Raw genomic sequence first — 15,773 nt, forward strand, 5'->3', positions numbered from 1 at the left:
CCTGACGATTCCTCATGTCTAACAACCTGCTTGCCGGCAAAGTCGGCATCATCTCCGGCGCTCTCAACTCGCAGTCTATTGCTTGGAAAGTAGCCCAGAAAGCCCATGAACAAGGTGCGCGCATCGTGCTCACCAACGCCCCGCTAGCCATGCGGATGGGCGAAATCAAGGCCCTGGCCGCCGAGATTGACGCGCCCATTATTCCGGCCGATGCCACGTCGATAGAGGAATTGGGGACGCTCTTTACGGAAGCACAGAGCCACTTTGGTGGCAAAATCGACTTTTTGCTGCACTCGATTGGCATGAGTGCCAACATCCGTAAAGGCAAGAGCTATGGCGACTTGGACTACAAGTTTTTCCAGCAGACGCTCGACGTATCGGCCCTGTCGCTGCACAAGATGCTGGCGGTGGCCGAAAAGCAGGATGCCTTCAACGAATGGGGTAGCGTGGTGGCCCTCAGCTACATCGCGGCCCAGCGCGCGTTTCTCGACTACACCGACATGGCGCAGGCCAAAGCCGTGCTCGAAAGCATTGCCCGCAGCTACGGCCAGCGGCTAGGCCACCTCAAGCAGGTGCGCGTGAATACGGTGTCGCAGTCGCCCACCAAAACCACGGCCGGCACCGGCATTTCGGGCTTCAACGCGTTTTACGAGTACGCCAACAAGATGTCGCCGCTCGGCAACGCGCCCGCCGAGGCCTGCGCCGACTATTGCGTAGCGCTCTTCTCGGACCTGACCCGCTACGTGACCATGCAAAACCTCATGCACGACGGCGGCTTCAGCAGCACCGGCATCTCGCAGGCAATGGCCGACCTGATGGAGAAAACCGGCGAGTAATTGCCCGAATAATCAAAAAACAGGAAGTCTTAGCTGCACTAGCTAGGGTTTCCTGTTTTTAGTAGCTGACCGATATAGTACGGGTAGTACCAGCAGCAATATGTAGTGTATCGGTATTGCGTACGATGGCACCATTGCGGCTGTTGAATAAAGTGAAAAACAGTGGTTGGTCGGCCGCCACCGCAAAAGGATTTATGCCTGGTAGCTTATCGCTTGTGTACCCAACTGTCATAATTAGACGAGATGCACTGGGTAGTAGCGGTTCGCCGTGAGCACTAGCAAACTGAACATCTACTAAGTCGCTGAGTTTGCTTTGGTTGGTAAGAGTGAGATTGACGAATGCTTTGCGAGGAATGAGATAATCAGCCGCTTGTATAGTTGTGTCGCGCTCTACTTTTAGCAGGTACAGTTTTTCGTCATCGCTGGCCAGATACTTATTGGTATCGACTGTAAATGCCACGTTATAAAAGCCCGAGTTCAATTCAGCGTCTTTTATAAAGAAAGTAGCCCGATAATTTCCATTTGTATCAGTAGTTGCCTTCGCTTTCGTGGTTACAGCGACGGAGCCCAGAAATTTGCGCCAAACTATTTGAACAGTAGCACCTTGCACACCTATTTGACCATTGTTCGTAACGAGGCGCCCCATTACCGTAGTGCAAGAGCCAGGGTAAGTTTGTAGCGATTCATCAGTGCTGAAGCAACTCGTTGTGGCTAGTAGCAAACCTGGCAGCACAAGGAAAATTAACAGTCTTTTCATAAGCGAAGTTGATAAGTACTTATTAAGATAAGTAGAAGCTAAAAATAGTTGCACTAGCTTTGTATTAAACTACTTGTTAGGACAAGGTTTTATTTTGCCCCTTGTGGCGCCGATAATTCCTGGCCCAGCGGCAGCGGGTCGCCAAACACGGGCGTGCCATCGGCAGCAAAGGTGAAGGGCTGCATGCGGGGCGTGCGCTCGCGGCCGCAGCCCTGGCCGGGCTCGGCATTGGCGTGGTAGAGTATCCAGTGCTGCTTGCCGTTGGGTGAGTCGAAAAAGCAGTTGTGGCCGGCGGCGTAGGTGCCTTTCACGTTTTGAGCCCGGAATACGGGCTCGGGTTCCTTGTGCCAGGAGGCAGGGTTGAGCAGGTCGGCGCCGGGCTCGGCCCATACCAGGCCCAGGGCGTAGAAGTCGGTCCAGCACCCGCTGGCTGAATACACGATGTTGACCCGGCCGCTGGGGCTAGCCAGGAATTGCGGGCCTTCATTGACGAGCACGTAGGCCGGCTCGCCGGGGCCGAAGCGCGGTAGCAAGCCGTGCTGCTCCCAGCCAAAGCGCGGGTCGGAGATGCGTAGGCGCGGGCCGGTAGCAGTCCAGGGGTTGCTGAGGCGGGCCAGGTAGATGTCCTGCCGGCCATTTTCATCGCCCTCCCAGCCCGACCAGATGACGTAGAGCTGGCCATTGTTTTCAAACACCGAGCCGTCGATGGCCCACTTGTCATCGGGCGTTTTAAGCTGGCCTTTCAGCGTCCACTTGCCGGTAGTGGGGTCGGGCGAAGAATTTTCGAGCACGTAGAGGCGGTGATTGTTATTACTGCCATTGTCGGCGGCGAAGTACACGTACCATTTGCCGGCCAGAAAATGCAGCTCGGGCGCCCAGATTTCCTTGGAATACGGCCCGGTGGCGGGCGGCGTCCAGATAGTCGTTTTCTCAGCCTGGGCAAGCTGGGCCAAGTTGGGCGTTTTCCAGATGGTGAGGTCGCGCCCGGTGGTGTGCATGTAGTAGTAGCTGCCGTCGTGGTAGATGGCCCACGGGTCGGCCCCACCGGGCAGCAGCGGGTTAGAAAACGTCTGGCCCCAGGCGTGGACGAAAGAGCTGAGCAACAGCAGGATGAGAAGGCGAGTGCGCATAACTGGCGGAAGGGGTGAGAAGAGCCGGCCCACTGGCTCAGTCACTTCGGGCGACAAAATAAGCCAGTAAGCCAAGCCTGACCTTCGACCTTGCTATCTGCTGATTAATGTCGGTGAACGACGCCACGAAGGTCTCGCTTTCGTGTCGGTATCTCGAAGCTCGCCCTAGTGCCCTTGGGTTACAAGCTGCGAGTGCAGTAATCCGAATGCTGTTGGTCTGCCAGGAAAAATAAGCTTAATTGAGTGGAAAAGGCTTTTTATCCGCTAGCCATATCGTTGGGGTTGGGGAAGCGACACGCAGGGGCCGCGCAACGTGGGACCAGGCCGCAGTGTCTTTGGCAATTGTTATTATTTCCACTCCCCATTCGCTAAACAACTACCCAGCTGGATGCAAACTCTTTTCCTTACCCTCGCCGCCGCTAGCCTGCTGGCAGTGCCCGCCGTAGCCCAAACGCCCGCCCCCGAAAAGCTCGACGCCGCCGCCCTGGCCAAAATCAAAGACGAGGGCCTAAACCGCTCGAAGGTGATGGAAACTGCCTTTTACCTCACCGATGTGTGCGGCCCGCGTCTGGCGGGCTCCGAAGGCCTGGCCCGCGCCAACGCCTGGACCAAAAAGCGCCTCACCGACTACGGCCTGGCCAACGCTAATGTCGAAGCCTGGGGGGACTTCGGCCGCGGCTGGGACATCGACAAGAGCTACGTGGCCATGACGGCGCCCTACTACCACGCCCTCATCGGCGTGCCCAAGGCCTGGACGCCCAGCACCGCTGGCAGCCTGCGCAGGCAAGTGGCCTACGTGAATGTAAAGGAGGAAGCTGACTTTGCTAAGTATAAGGGCCAGCTGCGCGATAAAATCGTGGTGCTGCCGGTAGCTACGCCGCCCCAGCCCAACTTCGAGCCCGACGCCAAGCGCCTCACTGCCGACGACTTGCAAAAGCTCACCGAAGCGCCCGCCGGGGGCGGTGCCCCCACCGCCGCCAACCGCCCCGCCGAGGCCAATCCCGAAGCCCGCCGCGCCGCCATGCTCGCCGCCCGCGAGCTGCGCCAAAAGCTGGGCGACATGCTTATGGCTGAGGGCACCGCCGCCATCCTCAGCCCCGGCCGCGGCTCCGACGGCACCGTTTTCACCACCAACGGCGCGCCTTACGCCGCCGATGCCAAGCCGGTACTGCCCGAGCTGGAAATGTCGAGCGAGGACCAGCTGCGCCTCATCCGCCTCGTGGAAGCCGGCATCCCGGTCGAAGTAGAGCTGGAAACCAAAACCCATTTCCAGGCTCAGGACCTGAAAGGCTACAACGTGGTGGCCGAGATTCCGGGTACCGACAAGAAGCTCAAAGGTGAAGTGGTCATGCTCGGCGGCCACCTCGACTCGTGGCACGCCGCCACCGGCGCTACCGACAACGCCGCCGGCGTGGCCGTGATGATGGAGGCCGTGCGTATTCTGAAGGCTAGCGGCCTCAAGCCGCGCCGCACCATCCGCATTGCGCTGTGGGGCGAGGAGGAGGAAGGCCTGCACGGCTCGCGCAACTACGTGAAAAACCACTTCGCCGACCCCGCCACGATGATGCTCAAGCCCGACCACGAGAAGCTGGCCGCGTACTTCAATCTCGATAACGGTGCGGGTAAAATCCGCGGTATCTACGCCCAAGGCAACGAGGCCGTGAAGCCCATTTTCACCGCCTGGCTAGCCCCCTTCGCCGACATGGGTGCCAGCACCGTGACGCTGCGCAACACCGGCAGCACCGACCACATCGCCTTCGATGCCGTGGGTTTGCCCGGTTTCCAGTTCATCCAGGACGGCCTCGACTACTTCGCCCGCACTCACCACTCCAACCAGGATACCTACGACCGCCTCGTGGCCGACGACCTTAAGCAAGCCTCGGTTGTGGTAGCCTCATTTGCCTACAACGCTGCCATGCGCGACCAGAAGCTGCCCCGCAAGCCGCTGCCCGCGGCCGTGAAGCCGCAGTAGGCAACGGGCGCATTTTTGAGCATACCTAACCGATTGGCAGTCTTTCTTTGTTAAAAATACAGGAATATTGAAATAATAAAAAGTCAGAGTTCACCCGCCACCCACGTTGCTGAAGAAAAATTAACCTTGACTTAAGGCCGGGTTAAGTTGCCCGGGGGAGGTTTGCAGCACCATCAGCAACCGATTGCTGTTGCAAACCTCCCCTTTGTCATGTCCAGCGAAATCAAAAACCTCGAAGTAAATGCAGTAAAAACCGCCAAGGCCGTCCCCAAGGCCCCGGCCGATAAGTCGGAAAAAGACAACCCCCAAAAGCCTGACCACAAGCACGATAAACTTAAGGCCCAGCTGCGTAAGCTCACCACTCACGCCGGCACGGTAGGCGAGTACGGTGCCAACCCCGACGGTATCTACGACCGGTTTACGCTGACTGCCGCCGGCGCTAGGCACACCATTAAATTTCCGCCGCACTTCGGCCAGGCGCTGCACCAAGCGGCCCAGCCGGGCGCCGCCGTGACGGTGCTGGCCTACCCCCACACCACGCCCAAAGGCGACGAGCACCTGCACCTGGCTAGCCTCGAAGTAAGCGGCCAGCACTTGCGGCCCCAGTCCGCTGGCCCCGCCGCCGAGCCCTTTACCGCCCAGGGTAAAGTAGCCGAGCTGCTGCGCGACCCCCAGGGTCACCCGCGCGCCCTGCGCCTCGAAGGCGAGGCGAGTGAGCTGCGCTTTCCGCCGCACCTGGGCGAGCAATTGGCTGCTTATCTGGCAATTGGCGCGGTAGTGCAGGCTAGCGGCTCGCGCCGTGCCGACCGCCCCGGCGAAGTGCGCGCCCCCGGCAACGCGGCCCCGCTGCACCTAGAGCTGCTCACGGTAGGCGGCGAGTCGTTCCTGATTCGTTAGCGACCACATAACGCACTGGCAGTGAAGAAGCTGCCTCCGATAATCTGCCATCCGCAAAGGCCATTCTGCTGCATGATTCCAGGCGTAGAATGGCCTTTTTGCTGCTAGGCTGAAGCTTATTTTAGGCTGAGCCGTAGGCAGTAGCGCCATTTGGTTTCATTTTGCCTTTCTCAGCTGGCGTTATGCCCGACCCCAAACCTGCTGCCGAACAAAACGCCTCGCTCGACCTAGCCAATGACCCCAAGAAGGGCAGCATTCGGGCGCTGCGGGCGCTCAATTTCTTCATTGCCGACGTGCAGAACGGCATGGGACCCTACATGGCGCTCTTTCTGCAATCGAGCGTGCATTGGGGGCCGGCCCGGATTGGCTCGGCGCTGGCCGTCGGCAATATTGCCCAGGTGCTGGCCCAAACGCCGGCCGGCGTGCTCATCGACCGCCTGCGCCCGAAGCGGGCGCTGCTGCTCGTGGGTATCGGGTTTATTGCGTTGGCGGTGATAGCCACGGCATTTTTAACCACCGAGCCTGTGGTAATGAGCGGGCAGGCGCTCATCGGCGTGGCCGGGGCCATTTTTCCGCTTTGCCTGTCAGCAATCGCGCTCGGGCTGGTGGGGCGGCAGAAGTTTGACCGGGCGCAGGGCACCAACCAGGCCTTCAATGCGGCGGGCAATATGTTTGCGGCGCTGGCGCTGGGCGCCGTGGGCTACTATTTCAGCCTGCGCTGGATGTTCTACTTCGTGGGCATCTTGTGCGTGGGCGCGGTGCTGTGCGTGCTGCGCATCAAGGCCGACGATATCGACTTCGACCAGGCGCGCGGCGCCGACAAGGGCGCCGATGACGCGGCCGCCCCCAGCGGCAGCGTTTGGGAGGGCATCAGGGAGCTACTATACTGCTTCCGCGACTTGCTGAAGCAAAAGCCGGTGGTTGTTTTTCTGATTTCGGCGGTCATCTTCCACTTCGCCAATGCCGCGATGGTGCCCCTCGTAACGCAGCTGCTGGCCACGGGCGTGGGCACCAAGCAGGCGGTGCTATTCACCTCGGGCTACATGGTGGCCTCGCAGCTGGTGTTTATGGTGGTAGCGGCGGCCAGTGGCCGGCTAGCCGGTAAGCTGGGGCGTAAGCCGCTGTTTCTCTTTGGGTTTGCGGCGCTGGCGGCGCGGGGCGTACTCTACACGCTCAGCCATCACCCGGCCGCGCTCATCGCCGTGCAGTGCATGGATGGGCTGGGCGCCGGCATTTTCGGCGTGGTGGGCGTGCTTATCATCGCCGACCTTACCAAGGGCACCGGCCGCTTCAACGCCGCGCAGGGCGCCATCGCCACGGCCCAGGGCATCGGGGCTTTTTTGAGTAATTCGGTGGCGGGCTACCTGGCTAAAAACCAAGGCGATAATTTCGCTTTTCTCACGCTGGCCAGCATCGCGGCGGTGGGCTTGGTCGTGTTTTGGGTCTTTATGCCGGAAACGCGCGCCAGCGCCCCCGTTAGCTAAGCGGCCCGACTTTTGAGCCGCCGCCGGCTTAAATACGCGGCGCTCGTGCCGAACTTCGCCGCGCGCGGTGCTTCGTCGGTGGCCTTGGCTAGCCCGGCGCGGCCCGCGCGCTCCGCTTATGCTGCAACGCGTTCAGTTAAACCGCCTGAAATACGCCGCTGCCCTGACGCTGGCTAGCCTGCTCATCGGGCTGGCGGGCTTCATGGGCATCGAGCACTTCAACCTGGCCGATGCGTTCTACATGAGCGTCATTACCGTTTCGCCGGGCGGCTACGAGCAGCTGCGCCCACTCTCCGAAGCGGGGCGCATCTTTACGGGCTGCTACATCCTCTACAACCTGCTGGTAGTTGCCTACTTCGTGTCGGTAATTACGACGTTTATTTTTGATGGGGAGCTGCGCCGATTATTTAATATGTACCGTACCGACCAGGAAATCAAGCGTTTCAGCGGCCACGTCATCATCTGCGGCTTTGGCAGCAATGGGCGCAAGGCCTACCAGCGCCTGCTGCTCAACAGCGTGCGGGTGGTCGTTATCGAGCTGAACGAGCAGCTGCTGAAAGAGCTGACGGAAGGCCGCAACGGCGCCGATGTGGACGGCGACGGCGTGGCCGGCGGCAAAATATTTTCGGTGCTGGGCGATGCTACTATGGACCCCGTGCTGGAGCAGGCCGGCGTGGCGCGGGCCTCGGCCATTATCGCGGCCCTGCCCAACGATTCGGATAATATGTCGGTGGCGCTGTCGGCGCGGGCGCTCAACCCGCGGCTCAACATCATCGCCCGCGCGTCGCACAAGGTGTCGGAGCGCAAGTTGATTGCGGCCGGGGCCAACTCGGTGGTGATGCCCGACGAGATTGGCGGCTCGCAGATGGCCGACCTGGTGGTGCGCCCCGAAGTAATCCGGTTTCTGGACATGATTTCGGGCCTGAGCGCCGACAAGCTGCGCCTCGAAGAGTTGAGCTACGAGCAAATGCGCCAGGATTTGCGCGGGCGCAGCATCCGCGAGTTGGATATCCGCTCCCTGACCGGCGCCACGGTCATCGGCCTGCGCCAGCAAAACGGCGCCCTGCTGGTGAGCCCGGACGCGAACTACAACCTGGAGCCGGGCGACATTATCCTGGTGCTTGGCAGCGAAACACAGATTGAGGCGTTCGAAGTCCGCTACCGGCAGCTCTAAATCAGGCTTGACCGATAGCTACTTAAGTCAGCGCCAATGGCGCGGGGCCCTGCTCCGTGCCGATTACTTCGCCGGCCTCTGGCTGGCACTTGTGGTGCGAGTTGCTGGCGGCTAGCGCGCAAACACCCCGTCCTAAATGGCGTAGACGTAATTCGCATCTGCGTAAAACTATGTCTGCTACTCCTCAGATTGGCCAAGCCCACCGCCGCGTCGACGGCCGCCTCAAAGTAACCGGTCAGGCCCGCTACGCCGCCGAGCACGCCGTGCCGGGCTGCGTGCACGGGGTGCTGGTAACGAGCCCGGTAGCGACCGGCCGCATCACGCAGCTCGATACGAAAGCGGCGGCCAAAGCCCCCGGCGTGCTGGCCGTCGTGTCGCACCTCAACTCGCCCAAGGTGCCCGGCTACGAAAACCCCCAGCCCGACGCGCGGGTGGAAGGCCAGCAGTTTCGGGTGTTTTTCGACGCTGAAATCCACTACAGCAACCAGCCGGTGGCGCTGGCCATCGCCGCCACGCTGGAGCAGGCGCAGCACGCCGCTACGCTCGTGCGCGTGCAGTATGAGCAGGCCGCGCCACATATGGATATCACCAAAGGCTTGACCAGCAGCTACAAGCCCAAGAAAGAAAAAGACCACCTGCGCGGCCAGCCCCAGGCCTACAAAACGGCCCCGGTGCAAATCGCCCACGAGTACCAGACGCCGCTGCAAGTGCACAACCCGCTGGAAATGCACGCCGCCATCGCTGAGTGGCAGGGCGATAAGCTCACGGTCTGGAACAAAACCCAGGCTCCGTCGCTGGCCCAGAAGGATTTGATGAAGCTCTGGGCTCTGCCCAAGGAAAGCGTGCAGGTGCATTCGCCGTTCGTGGGCGGGGCGTTCGGGGGCGCCTCGCGCATCTGGCCGCCCGAGATGGCCGCCATTATCGGCGCCAGGGTGGTGGGCCGCCCGGTGAAGGTGCTGAACCAGCGTGAGCACGAGTTCAGCATGGTGGGCTACCGGCCGCGCTCGGTGCAACGCGTGGCGCTGGGCGCGCAGCCCGACGGCACGTTGGTGGGCATTGCGCACGAGGCGTTCGGGGCTACCTCGCGCTACGAGCAGTTCACCGAGCGCATTTTGCACCCCACCAAGTCGGGCTACCGCTGCCCCAATGCCGAGCTGACTTACCACCTCGTGCCGCTCGACATGAGCTCGCCTTGCTGGACGCGCGGCCCCGGCGAAACCACCGGCTCCTTCGCCATCGAGTCGGCGATGGACGAGCTGGCCCACGCCCTCAAGATGGACCCGCTGGCCCTGCGCCTGAAAAACTTCGCCGAAACCGACCCCGACAACGGCAAGCCCTGGAGCAGTAACTACCTGCGCGCGTGCTACGCCCGGGGCGCCGAGAAATTCGGCTGGCAACAGCGCAACCCTACGCCCGGCGCCACCCGCGCCGGCGACTGGCTGGTGGGCCAGGGCATGGCGATGGGCATCTACCACGCCTCGCGCACCAAGGCCAGCGCCCGCGCCCGCCTGCTGCCCGATGGCACCTTAATAGTGCAGAGTGCAACGGCCGACGGCGGCCCCGGCACCGCCACCATCATGACCCAGATTGCCGCCGATGCCAGCGGCGTGGCCCCCGAAAACATCCGCTTCGAGCTCGGCGACGCGGCCTTCCCGGAGGCGCCCGGCCAGTTTGGCTCGCACACCGTGGCCTCGGTGGGCGCGGCCGTGCACGCGGCCTGCGCGGCCCTGCGCCAGCAGCTGGTCAACCTGGCGTTCAGCACGCCCGGCTCGCCCTTCGCCCAGGCCCGGCTCGCCGACCTGGTGGCCGAGGGCGGCACCGTGCGCCTGGCTAGCCACCCCGCTACTGGCCTAGCCTACGGCGAGGTGCTGCGCCGGGCCGGCCAGCCGGCGCTCGAAGTCACGCATGAGTCGCCCGAGGTGCCGGAGCAGGGCGAGAAGTCGGGCAAGTCGTTCTGCGCCAGCTTTGTGGAAGTGCGCGTGCACGCCCACACCCGCGAGGTGCGCGTGAGCCGCGTCTTCTCGGCCGTGGATGCGGGCCGCATCATGAACCCCCAAACGGCCCGCAGCCAGGTGTACGGGGCCATCACCTGGGGCCTGGGGCTAGCCCTGCTCGAAGACGCCGTGCTCGACCACCGCTTCGGCCGCCTCACCAACGCCGACCTGGCCAACTACCACGTGCCCGTCAACGCCGACCTGCCGCCCAGCATCGACGTCATTTTCATCGACCAGCCCGATACCTACCTCGACCCGATGGGCGCCAAAGGCCTGGGCGAAATCGGCATCGTCGGCTTCAGCGCCGCCATCGCCAACGCGGTATTTAATGCCACCGGCAAGCGCGTGCGGAACTTGCCAATTACCCCGGATAAACTTATCTAAAAAACGTCTGTCATGCTGAGCTTGCGAAGCATCTTGTCAGATTAAAACTTGGTTCTGGATGACAAAAAGCTTTACAGGTTCAATAGTGATTATTCTTTGAATTGAATCATTCGGAAAGCAAGTTGTATACTGTAAACTTGTCTTCATACTGCCCTTTGGTGAACAATTGTACTTCTTCTGGCGATTCCCATTCAATACTGCGTAAATAGTTAATGAAATCATCAACGTCTAAGTAATTATAAGCCCCTAGGTAAATACGAGTTTCCATCATTTTAGAGCCACCGTACCAACCTCTGGGAAGTCTGTCATCATCAATTGATACTAATAGAAATCCCCGTTCTTTATTAGGGTAGCTATTTAATTGTGATGCAATGGTTTGCTCCTCTTCGCTGACTGAAAAAGAGAGCATCAAGTTTGTTACAGAGCTCATATTAGCTTTTTGATAACTTATCAATTGCAGTTTCAGTCTACCCCAGCTTCTCCTTAAACAGCCGCAGCGTGCGCTCCCAGGCCAGCTTGGCGGCCTCGGCATTGTAGCGGGCGGGGGAAGTGTCGTTGTTGAACGCGTGGTTCACGCCCTCGTAGATAAACAGCTCGTAGGGAATGTGGGCGGCCTTGAGCGCCGCCTCGTAGGCCAGGATGCCGGCGTTGATGCGCTGGTCGAGGCCGCCGTAGTGCAGCATCACGTTGGCTTTTATCTGGGGCACGTCTTCGGCCTTGGGCTGCTGGCCGTAGTAGGCCACGGCGGCGTTGAGGCTGGGGTCGTGCACCGCCAGATGGTTGGCTAGCCCGCCGCCCCAGCAGAAGCCCACGCAGCCGGTGCGGCCGTTGCAATCGGGCCGGGCGCGCAGGTAGGTGAGGGCGGCCAGGTAATTGTGCAGGTTTTTGGCCGGGTCGAGCTGGCCGATGAGCGTGCGGCCCTGGTCTTCGTCGGCGGGCGTGCCGCCCACTACGCTCAGCGCATCCACGCCCAGCGCCAGGTAGCCGGCCTGCGCCACGCGGCGCGTCACGTCCTTGATGTGCGGCGTAAGGCCCCGGTTTTCGTGGATTACGACCACCGCGCCGCGCTTTTTCCGGCCCTTGGGGTGCACCAGGTAGCCGCTCACGGTGGCGCCGTCGCCGGGCCAGGTCACGGTTTCTTCCACTAGGTCTTCGGCCAGGGGCGAGATAGTAGCTGCCCGCGCGTAGCCGGGCTCCAGCACCGAGAGGGCCGTGGTGGCCAGCGCCGCGCTGCCCGCCAGCACCAAGAGGCGGTCGAGAAATTCCTTGCGCGACAGCGGGCGGTGGGTGTACTCGTCGAAGAGGTTGATGATGCGCTGGTCCATGCGGGCGGGGAGGGGTTAGGCGCGCAAGGTATTGCCGGCCAGCTTATTCCGCGCCCAGCCCAGCGCGCAAGGTTTGAAAATACGCCGCCGAATGCCGCAGCCGACTGCCGTACCAGCTGAACAACTCGCCATCCACCACCTGAATTTTCGCCGCCGGGCAGATTGCCTGAAATTCCGCCACGTGCTTTTCGCCAAACGGGTATGGCTCCGACGACAGAAAAATATGCGCCGGCGCCACCCTAGCCAGCTGCTCCGGCGTGATTTCGGGGTAGCGGCCGAGGCCCGCGAACGCGTTGCGAAAGCCCGCCTGCCGCAGCATATCATCGATAAATGTGCCGCTGGCCGCCACCATGTAGGGCTTGCGCCAAATGAAATACGCGGCCGTGGCCAGGGGTGCCGTAGCCGCCAGGCGGAGCTTGTCAAAGGAGTGCTTGATTTCGGCGGCCAGCGGCTCCGCCAGCTGGGTCTTGCCCGTAAGGTCGCCCACGCGGCGTATCATATCGAGCGCGTCGGGCAGGTCCACGATATCGCTCAGCCAGACCGGAAAATGCCGTTCTAATTGCGCAATGCCTTCCCGATAGTTTTCTTCTTTATTGCCGATAATTAAATCGGGCTGGGCGGCTTTGATTTTCGCAAAATCAAAGTTTTTGGTGCCGCCAATCACGCTGGCCGAGTGGCGCGCCGTGGGTGGGTAAATGCAGAATTTGGTTACGCCTTCTACCTGCTTGCTTAGCCCCAAGTCAAATAATAATTCGGTCTGGGAAGGCACTAGTGAAACAATGCGCAGCGGGGGATAATGATATTGTACCTCCCTACCCATCTGGTCAGTTACGATGCGCAATCGTTGGTGCGAATTATAAGCCATGAGTAAATTGAAAACGGCCGCTAGCCCCGAAAACAGCACGTCATGCTGAGCTTGCCGAAGCATCTCTACCGCACCGCTAGGGTGTCGTTCGGTAGAGATGCTTCGGCAAGCTCAGCATGACGTGCTGTTTTAAGCTATTGTGGGTAACAGGACCTAGCTGAAATACCGGAAGTCCTGCTTGTCCTCGATGCGCAGCAGCGTTTCGTAAATAAGGCGCGTCACGTTCTCCACGTCGTCCTTGTGCACGGTTTCGACAGTAGTGTGCATATACTTGAGCGGCAGCGAGATAAGGGCCGAAGCCACTCCCGACCCTGAGTAGGCAAAGGCGTCGGTGTCGGTGCCGGTGGCGCGGGTGGCGGCGGCGCGCTGGAAGGGAATGTCCGTTTCCTTGGCCGTATTGATAATCAAGTCGCGCAGGTTGTTCTGCACGGCGGGGCCGTAGGTGATGACCGGGCCTTTGCCGCAGAAAATATCGCCGCTGGTTTTCTTCTCGTACATCGGCGACTGCGTGTCGTGCGTCACGTCGGTGATTATCGCCACGTCGGGATTGATGCGGTGGGCCACCATTTCGGCGCCGCGCAGGCCTATTTCCTCCTGCACCGCGTTCACGATATAGAGGCCGAAGGGCAGCTTTTTGCCGTTTTCCTTCAGCATCCGGGCCACCTCGGCCACCATGAAGCCGCCCACGCGGTTGTCGAGGGCGCGGCCCACATAGTACTTGTCGTTGAGCACCGTAAACTCGTCCTCAAACGTCACCACCGAGCCCACGTGAATGCCCATTTCGGCCACCTCGTCGGCGCTGCTAGCCCCGCAGTCGAGGAAAATGGTTTCGATGGTCGGCGCCTTATCGTTTTCCACCTTGCGCACGTGGATAGCCGGCCAGCCAAAAATGCCTTTTACGATGCCTTTTTCGCCGAAAATATTCACACGCTTGCTAGGGGCCACCAGCGCATCGGAGCCGCCGTTGCGACGCAGGTACAGGTAGCCTTCCTTCGTGATGTAATTCACGAAATAGGAAATCTCGTCGGCGTGCGCCTCAATGACGACTTTGTATTTCGCCTCGGGATTAATTACGCCAACTACGGTGCCGTAGGTATCGACAAAATACTCGTCGATGTAGGGCTTAATGTACTCTAGCCACAGCTTCTGGCCTTCCTTTTCAAAGCCGGTGGGCGAGGGGTTATTCAGGTATTTCTCAAGAAACTCGAATGACTCGGGACGCATAAAGAAAACTATTAATTACAAAATAAGAACGTCATGCTCATCTGGCGTCCGCTTGTCGAAGCATCTCTACCGAACGACACCCTAGCGGCGTGGTAGAGATGCTTCGACAAGCTCAGCATGACAGTGAGTTTTTTGATTTACAGCGGAATATTACCGTGCTTCTTGCGCGGCAAAGTATCCACTTTGTTTTCCAGCATCTTAAAGGCGCGAATTAATTTTTGGCGCGTCTGCGAAGGCAGAATTACCTCGTCCACGAAGCCGCGGTGGGCTGCGCGGTAGGGCGTGGCAAATTTCTGCTGGTACTCGTCTACCTTTTCCTGGAGCTTGGCTTCGGGGTCTGCGGCGGCGGCGATTTCGCGCTTGAAGATGATTTCGGCCGCGCCCTTGGCGCCCATGACTGCGATTTCGGCGGTGGGCCAGGCGAAGTTGAGGTCGGCGCCGATGTGCTTGCTGTTCATCACGTCGTAGGCGCCGCCGTAGGCCTTGCGGGTGATGACGGTGATGCGCGGCACGGTGGCTTCGCAGAAGGCGTAGAGCAGCTTGGCGCCGTTAGTGATGATGCCGCGCCACTCCTGGTCGGTGCCGGGCAGGAAGCCGGGCACGTCTTCGAGCACGAGCAGCGGGATGTTGAATGAGTCGCAGAAGCGCACGAAGCGCGCGGCCTTGGTGCTGGCGTTGATGTCGAGTACGCCGGCGAGCACCGCCGGCTGGTTGCCCACGATGCCGATACTGCGGCCGGCTAGCCGCGCAAAACCTACCACGATGTTCTCGGCGAAGTTCTGGTGCACCTCCATGAAGGAGTTGGCATCAATCAGGCCCTCAATTACTTCGCGGATGTCGTAGGGCTGGTTGGCGTTGTCAGGGATGAGCGTGTCGAGCGCGGGGCGGCTTTCGTCCTGGCCGGCCTCGTAGGGCACGGCGGGGGCGGTTTCCTCGCAGTTCTGGGGCATGTAGCTCAGCAATTGCTTGAGCTGCTGAATGATGACGACCTCATTAGGCGCCGTGAAGTGCGTGACGCCGCTCTTGGCCGAGTGGGTGCTGGCGCCGCCGAGCTCCTCGCTGGTCACGTTTTCGTGGGTCACGGTTTTCACCACGTTGGGGCCGGTCACGAACATGTAGCTCGTGTTTTCGACCATCAGAATGAAATCCGTAATGGCCGGCGAGTATACCGCGCCGCCCGCGCACGGCCCCATAATGGCCGAAAGCTGCGGCACCACGCCGCTGGCCAGCGTATTCTTATAAAAGATGTCGGCGTAGCCGCCGAGGCTCACCACGCCCTCCTGAATGCGGGCGCCGCCCGAGTCGTTGAGGCCGATAACGGGCGCGCCGTTCTTCATGGCGAGGTCCATGATTTTTACGATTTTCTCGGCGTGCGTCTCGCTCAGCGAGCCGCCGAATACCGTGAAATCCTGCGAGAAAACGTACACCAGGCGGCCGTGCACGGTGCCGTAGCCCGTCACGACGCCGTCGCCGAGGTAGTATTCTTTATCGAGGCCAAAGTCTTTGGCGCGGTGCATCACAAACTTGCCGATTTCCTCGAACGAGCCCTCATCGAGCAGCAAATCAAGGCGTTCGCGAGCGGTGAGTTTGCCTTTTTTGTGCTGGGCGTCGATGCGGGCCTGGCCGCCCCCTAGCAGGGCTTCCTGGTTTTTGGCGGCGAGCAGCTCGGTTTTGGAGAAGGTGGGGTGGGCGGCTACGTGGGGGTCGGCCATTGGGGAAAGCGGGGAGGTT

13 protein-coding genes are annotated in these 15,773 nt (G+C 60.7%); 6 read left to right on the forward strand and 7 right to left on the reverse strand.

Annotated elements, in window-relative coordinates; genetic code table 11:
• Nucleotides 1-14: 14 nt before the first annotated feature.
• Entirely contained in the window at nt 15-836 is an 822-nt protein-coding gene (locus GKZ68_RS05965; protein ID WP_173111938.1) for an enoyl-ACP reductase, read from the forward strand.
• A 58-nt stretch (nt 837-894) separates the two neighbouring features.
• On the opposite strand, the gene GKZ68_RS05970 is transcribed toward GKZ68_RS05965, so the two are convergent.
• Nucleotides 895-1,593: a hypothetical protein gene (locus GKZ68_RS05970; protein ID WP_173111942.1), complete on the reverse strand. Its 699-nt coding sequence runs from the start codon at nt 1,591-1,593 to the stop codon at nt 895-897.
• An 89-nt stretch (nt 1,594-1,682) separates the two neighbouring features.
• Nucleotides 1,683-2,723, reverse strand: coding sequence for a family 43 glycosylhydrolase (locus GKZ68_RS05975; RefSeq protein ID WP_173111945.1), 1,041 nt, complete (start codon nt 2,721-2,723; stop codon nt 1,683-1,685).
• A gap of 388 nt (nt 2,724-3,111) precedes the next feature.
• Here GKZ68_RS05975 and GKZ68_RS22370 point away from each other — a divergent pair, with 388 nt between their 5' ends.
• The 5 genes from GKZ68_RS22370 (at nt 3,112) to GKZ68_RS06000 (ending at nt 10,628) form a co-directional block, all read left to right on the forward strand.
• Nucleotides 3,112-4,695, forward strand: coding sequence for a M20/M25/M40 family metallo-hydrolase (locus GKZ68_RS22370; RefSeq protein ID WP_173111948.1), 1,584 nt, complete (start codon nt 3,112-3,114; stop codon nt 4,693-4,695).
• Nucleotides 4,696-4,905: 210 nt separating this feature from the next.
• Nucleotides 4,906-5,592, forward strand: a complete 687-nt coding sequence (locus GKZ68_RS05985; protein WP_173111951.1) for a hypothetical protein — start codon at nt 4,906-4,908, stop codon at nt 5,590-5,592.
• A gap of 182 nt (nt 5,593-5,774) precedes the next feature.
• Nucleotides 5,775-7,076: an MFS transporter gene (locus GKZ68_RS05990; RefSeq protein ID WP_173111954.1), complete on the forward strand. Its 1,302-nt coding sequence runs from the start codon at nt 5,775-5,777 to the stop codon at nt 7,074-7,076.
• Nucleotides 7,077-7,194: 118 nt separating this feature from the next.
• Nucleotides 7,195-8,250, forward strand: a complete 1,056-nt coding sequence (locus tag GKZ68_RS05995; protein ID WP_173111956.1) for a TrkA family potassium uptake protein — start codon at nt 7,195-7,197, stop codon at nt 8,248-8,250.
• A gap of 170 nt (nt 8,251-8,420) precedes the next feature.
• Complete coding sequence (locus GKZ68_RS06000) at nt 8,421-10,628, forward strand: xanthine dehydrogenase family protein molybdopterin-binding subunit (protein WP_173111959.1); 2,208 nt, start codon at nt 8,421-8,423, stop codon at nt 10,626-10,628.
• Nucleotides 10,629-10,734: 106 nt separating this feature from the next.
• On the opposite strand, the gene GKZ68_RS06005 is transcribed toward GKZ68_RS06000, so the two are convergent.
• From GKZ68_RS06005 to GKZ68_RS06025, 5 genes are all read right to left on the reverse strand, one after another.
• The gene (locus GKZ68_RS06005; RefSeq protein WP_173111962.1) at nt 10,735-11,058 is read right to left on the reverse strand and encodes a hypothetical protein; all 324 of its coding nucleotides are present in this window, start codon (nt 11,056-11,058) and stop codon (nt 10,735-10,737) included.
• Between the two features lie 37 nt (nt 11,059-11,095).
• Complete coding sequence (locus tag GKZ68_RS06010; RefSeq protein ID WP_173111964.1) at nt 11,096-11,953, reverse strand: dienelactone hydrolase family protein; 858 nt, start codon at nt 11,951-11,953, stop codon at nt 11,096-11,098.
• Nucleotides 11,954-11,996: 43 nt separating this feature from the next.
• Complete coding sequence (locus tag GKZ68_RS06015; protein ID WP_254244179.1) at nt 11,997-12,818, reverse strand: ABC transporter substrate-binding protein; 822 nt, start codon at nt 12,816-12,818, stop codon at nt 11,997-11,999.
• 153 nt (nt 12,819-12,971) lie between these two features.
• On the reverse strand, nt 12,972-14,042 hold the full coding sequence (locus GKZ68_RS06020) for a M42 family metallopeptidase (RefSeq protein ID WP_173111967.1): 1,071 nt from the start codon (nt 14,040-14,042) through the stop codon (nt 12,972-12,974).
• Nucleotides 14,043-14,179: 137 nt separating this feature from the next.
• Nucleotides 14,180-15,754, reverse strand: a complete 1,575-nt coding sequence (locus tag GKZ68_RS06025; RefSeq protein WP_173111970.1) for an acyl-CoA carboxylase subunit beta — start codon at nt 15,752-15,754, stop codon at nt 14,180-14,182.
• Nucleotides 15,755-15,773: the final 19 nt, after the last annotated feature.

Origin of the sequence: Hymenobacter sp. BRD128 (genome assembly GCF_013256625.1) — a bacterium.
Classification (GTDB): Bacteria; Bacteroidota; Bacteroidia; order Cytophagales; family Hymenobacteraceae; genus Hymenobacter.

Coding starts and splice junctions, on each gene's coding strand:
- GKZ68_RS06010 (WP_173111964.1), bottom strand. CDS start 11,953: ATGGACCAGCGCATCATCAACCTCTTCGACGAGTACACCCACCGCCCG.
- GKZ68_RS06015 (WP_254244179.1), bottom strand. CDS start 12,818: ATGGCTTATAATTCGCACCAACGATTGCGCATCGTAACTGACCAGATG.
- GKZ68_RS05985 (WP_173111951.1), top strand. CDS start 4,906: ATGTCCAGCGAAATCAAAAACCTCGAAGTAAATGCAGTAAAAACCGCC.
- GKZ68_RS05990 (WP_173111954.1), top strand. CDS start 5,775: ATGCCCGACCCCAAACCTGCTGCCGAACAAAACGCCTCGCTCGACCTA.
- GKZ68_RS05965 (WP_173111938.1), top strand. CDS start 15: ATGTCTAACAACCTGCTTGCCGGCAAAGTCGGCATCATCTCCGGCGCT.
- GKZ68_RS06000 (WP_173111959.1), top strand. CDS start 8,421: ATGTCTGCTACTCCTCAGATTGGCCAAGCCCACCGCCGCGTCGACGGC.
- GKZ68_RS22370 (WP_173111948.1), top strand. CDS start 3,112: ATGCAAACTCTTTTCCTTACCCTCGCCGCCGCTAGCCTGCTGGCAGTG.
- GKZ68_RS06005 (WP_173111962.1), bottom strand. CDS start 11,058: ATGAGCTCTGTAACAAACTTGATGCTCTCTTTTTCAGTCAGCGAAGAG.
- GKZ68_RS06020 (WP_173111967.1), bottom strand. CDS start 14,042: ATGCGTCCCGAGTCATTCGAGTTTCTTGAGAAATACCTGAATAACCCC.
- GKZ68_RS05975 (WP_173111945.1), bottom strand. CDS start 2,723: ATGCGCACTCGCCTTCTCATCCTGCTGTTGCTCAGCTCTTTCGTCCAC.
- GKZ68_RS05995 (WP_173111956.1), top strand. CDS start 7,195: ATGCTGCAACGCGTTCAGTTAAACCGCCTGAAATACGCCGCTGCCCTG.
- GKZ68_RS06025 (WP_173111970.1), bottom strand. CDS start 15,754: ATGGCCGACCCCCACGTAGCCGCCCACCCCACCTTCTCCAAAACCGAG.
- GKZ68_RS05970 (WP_173111942.1), bottom strand. CDS start 1,593: ATGAAAAGACTGTTAATTTTCCTTGTGCTGCCAGGTTTGCTACTAGCC.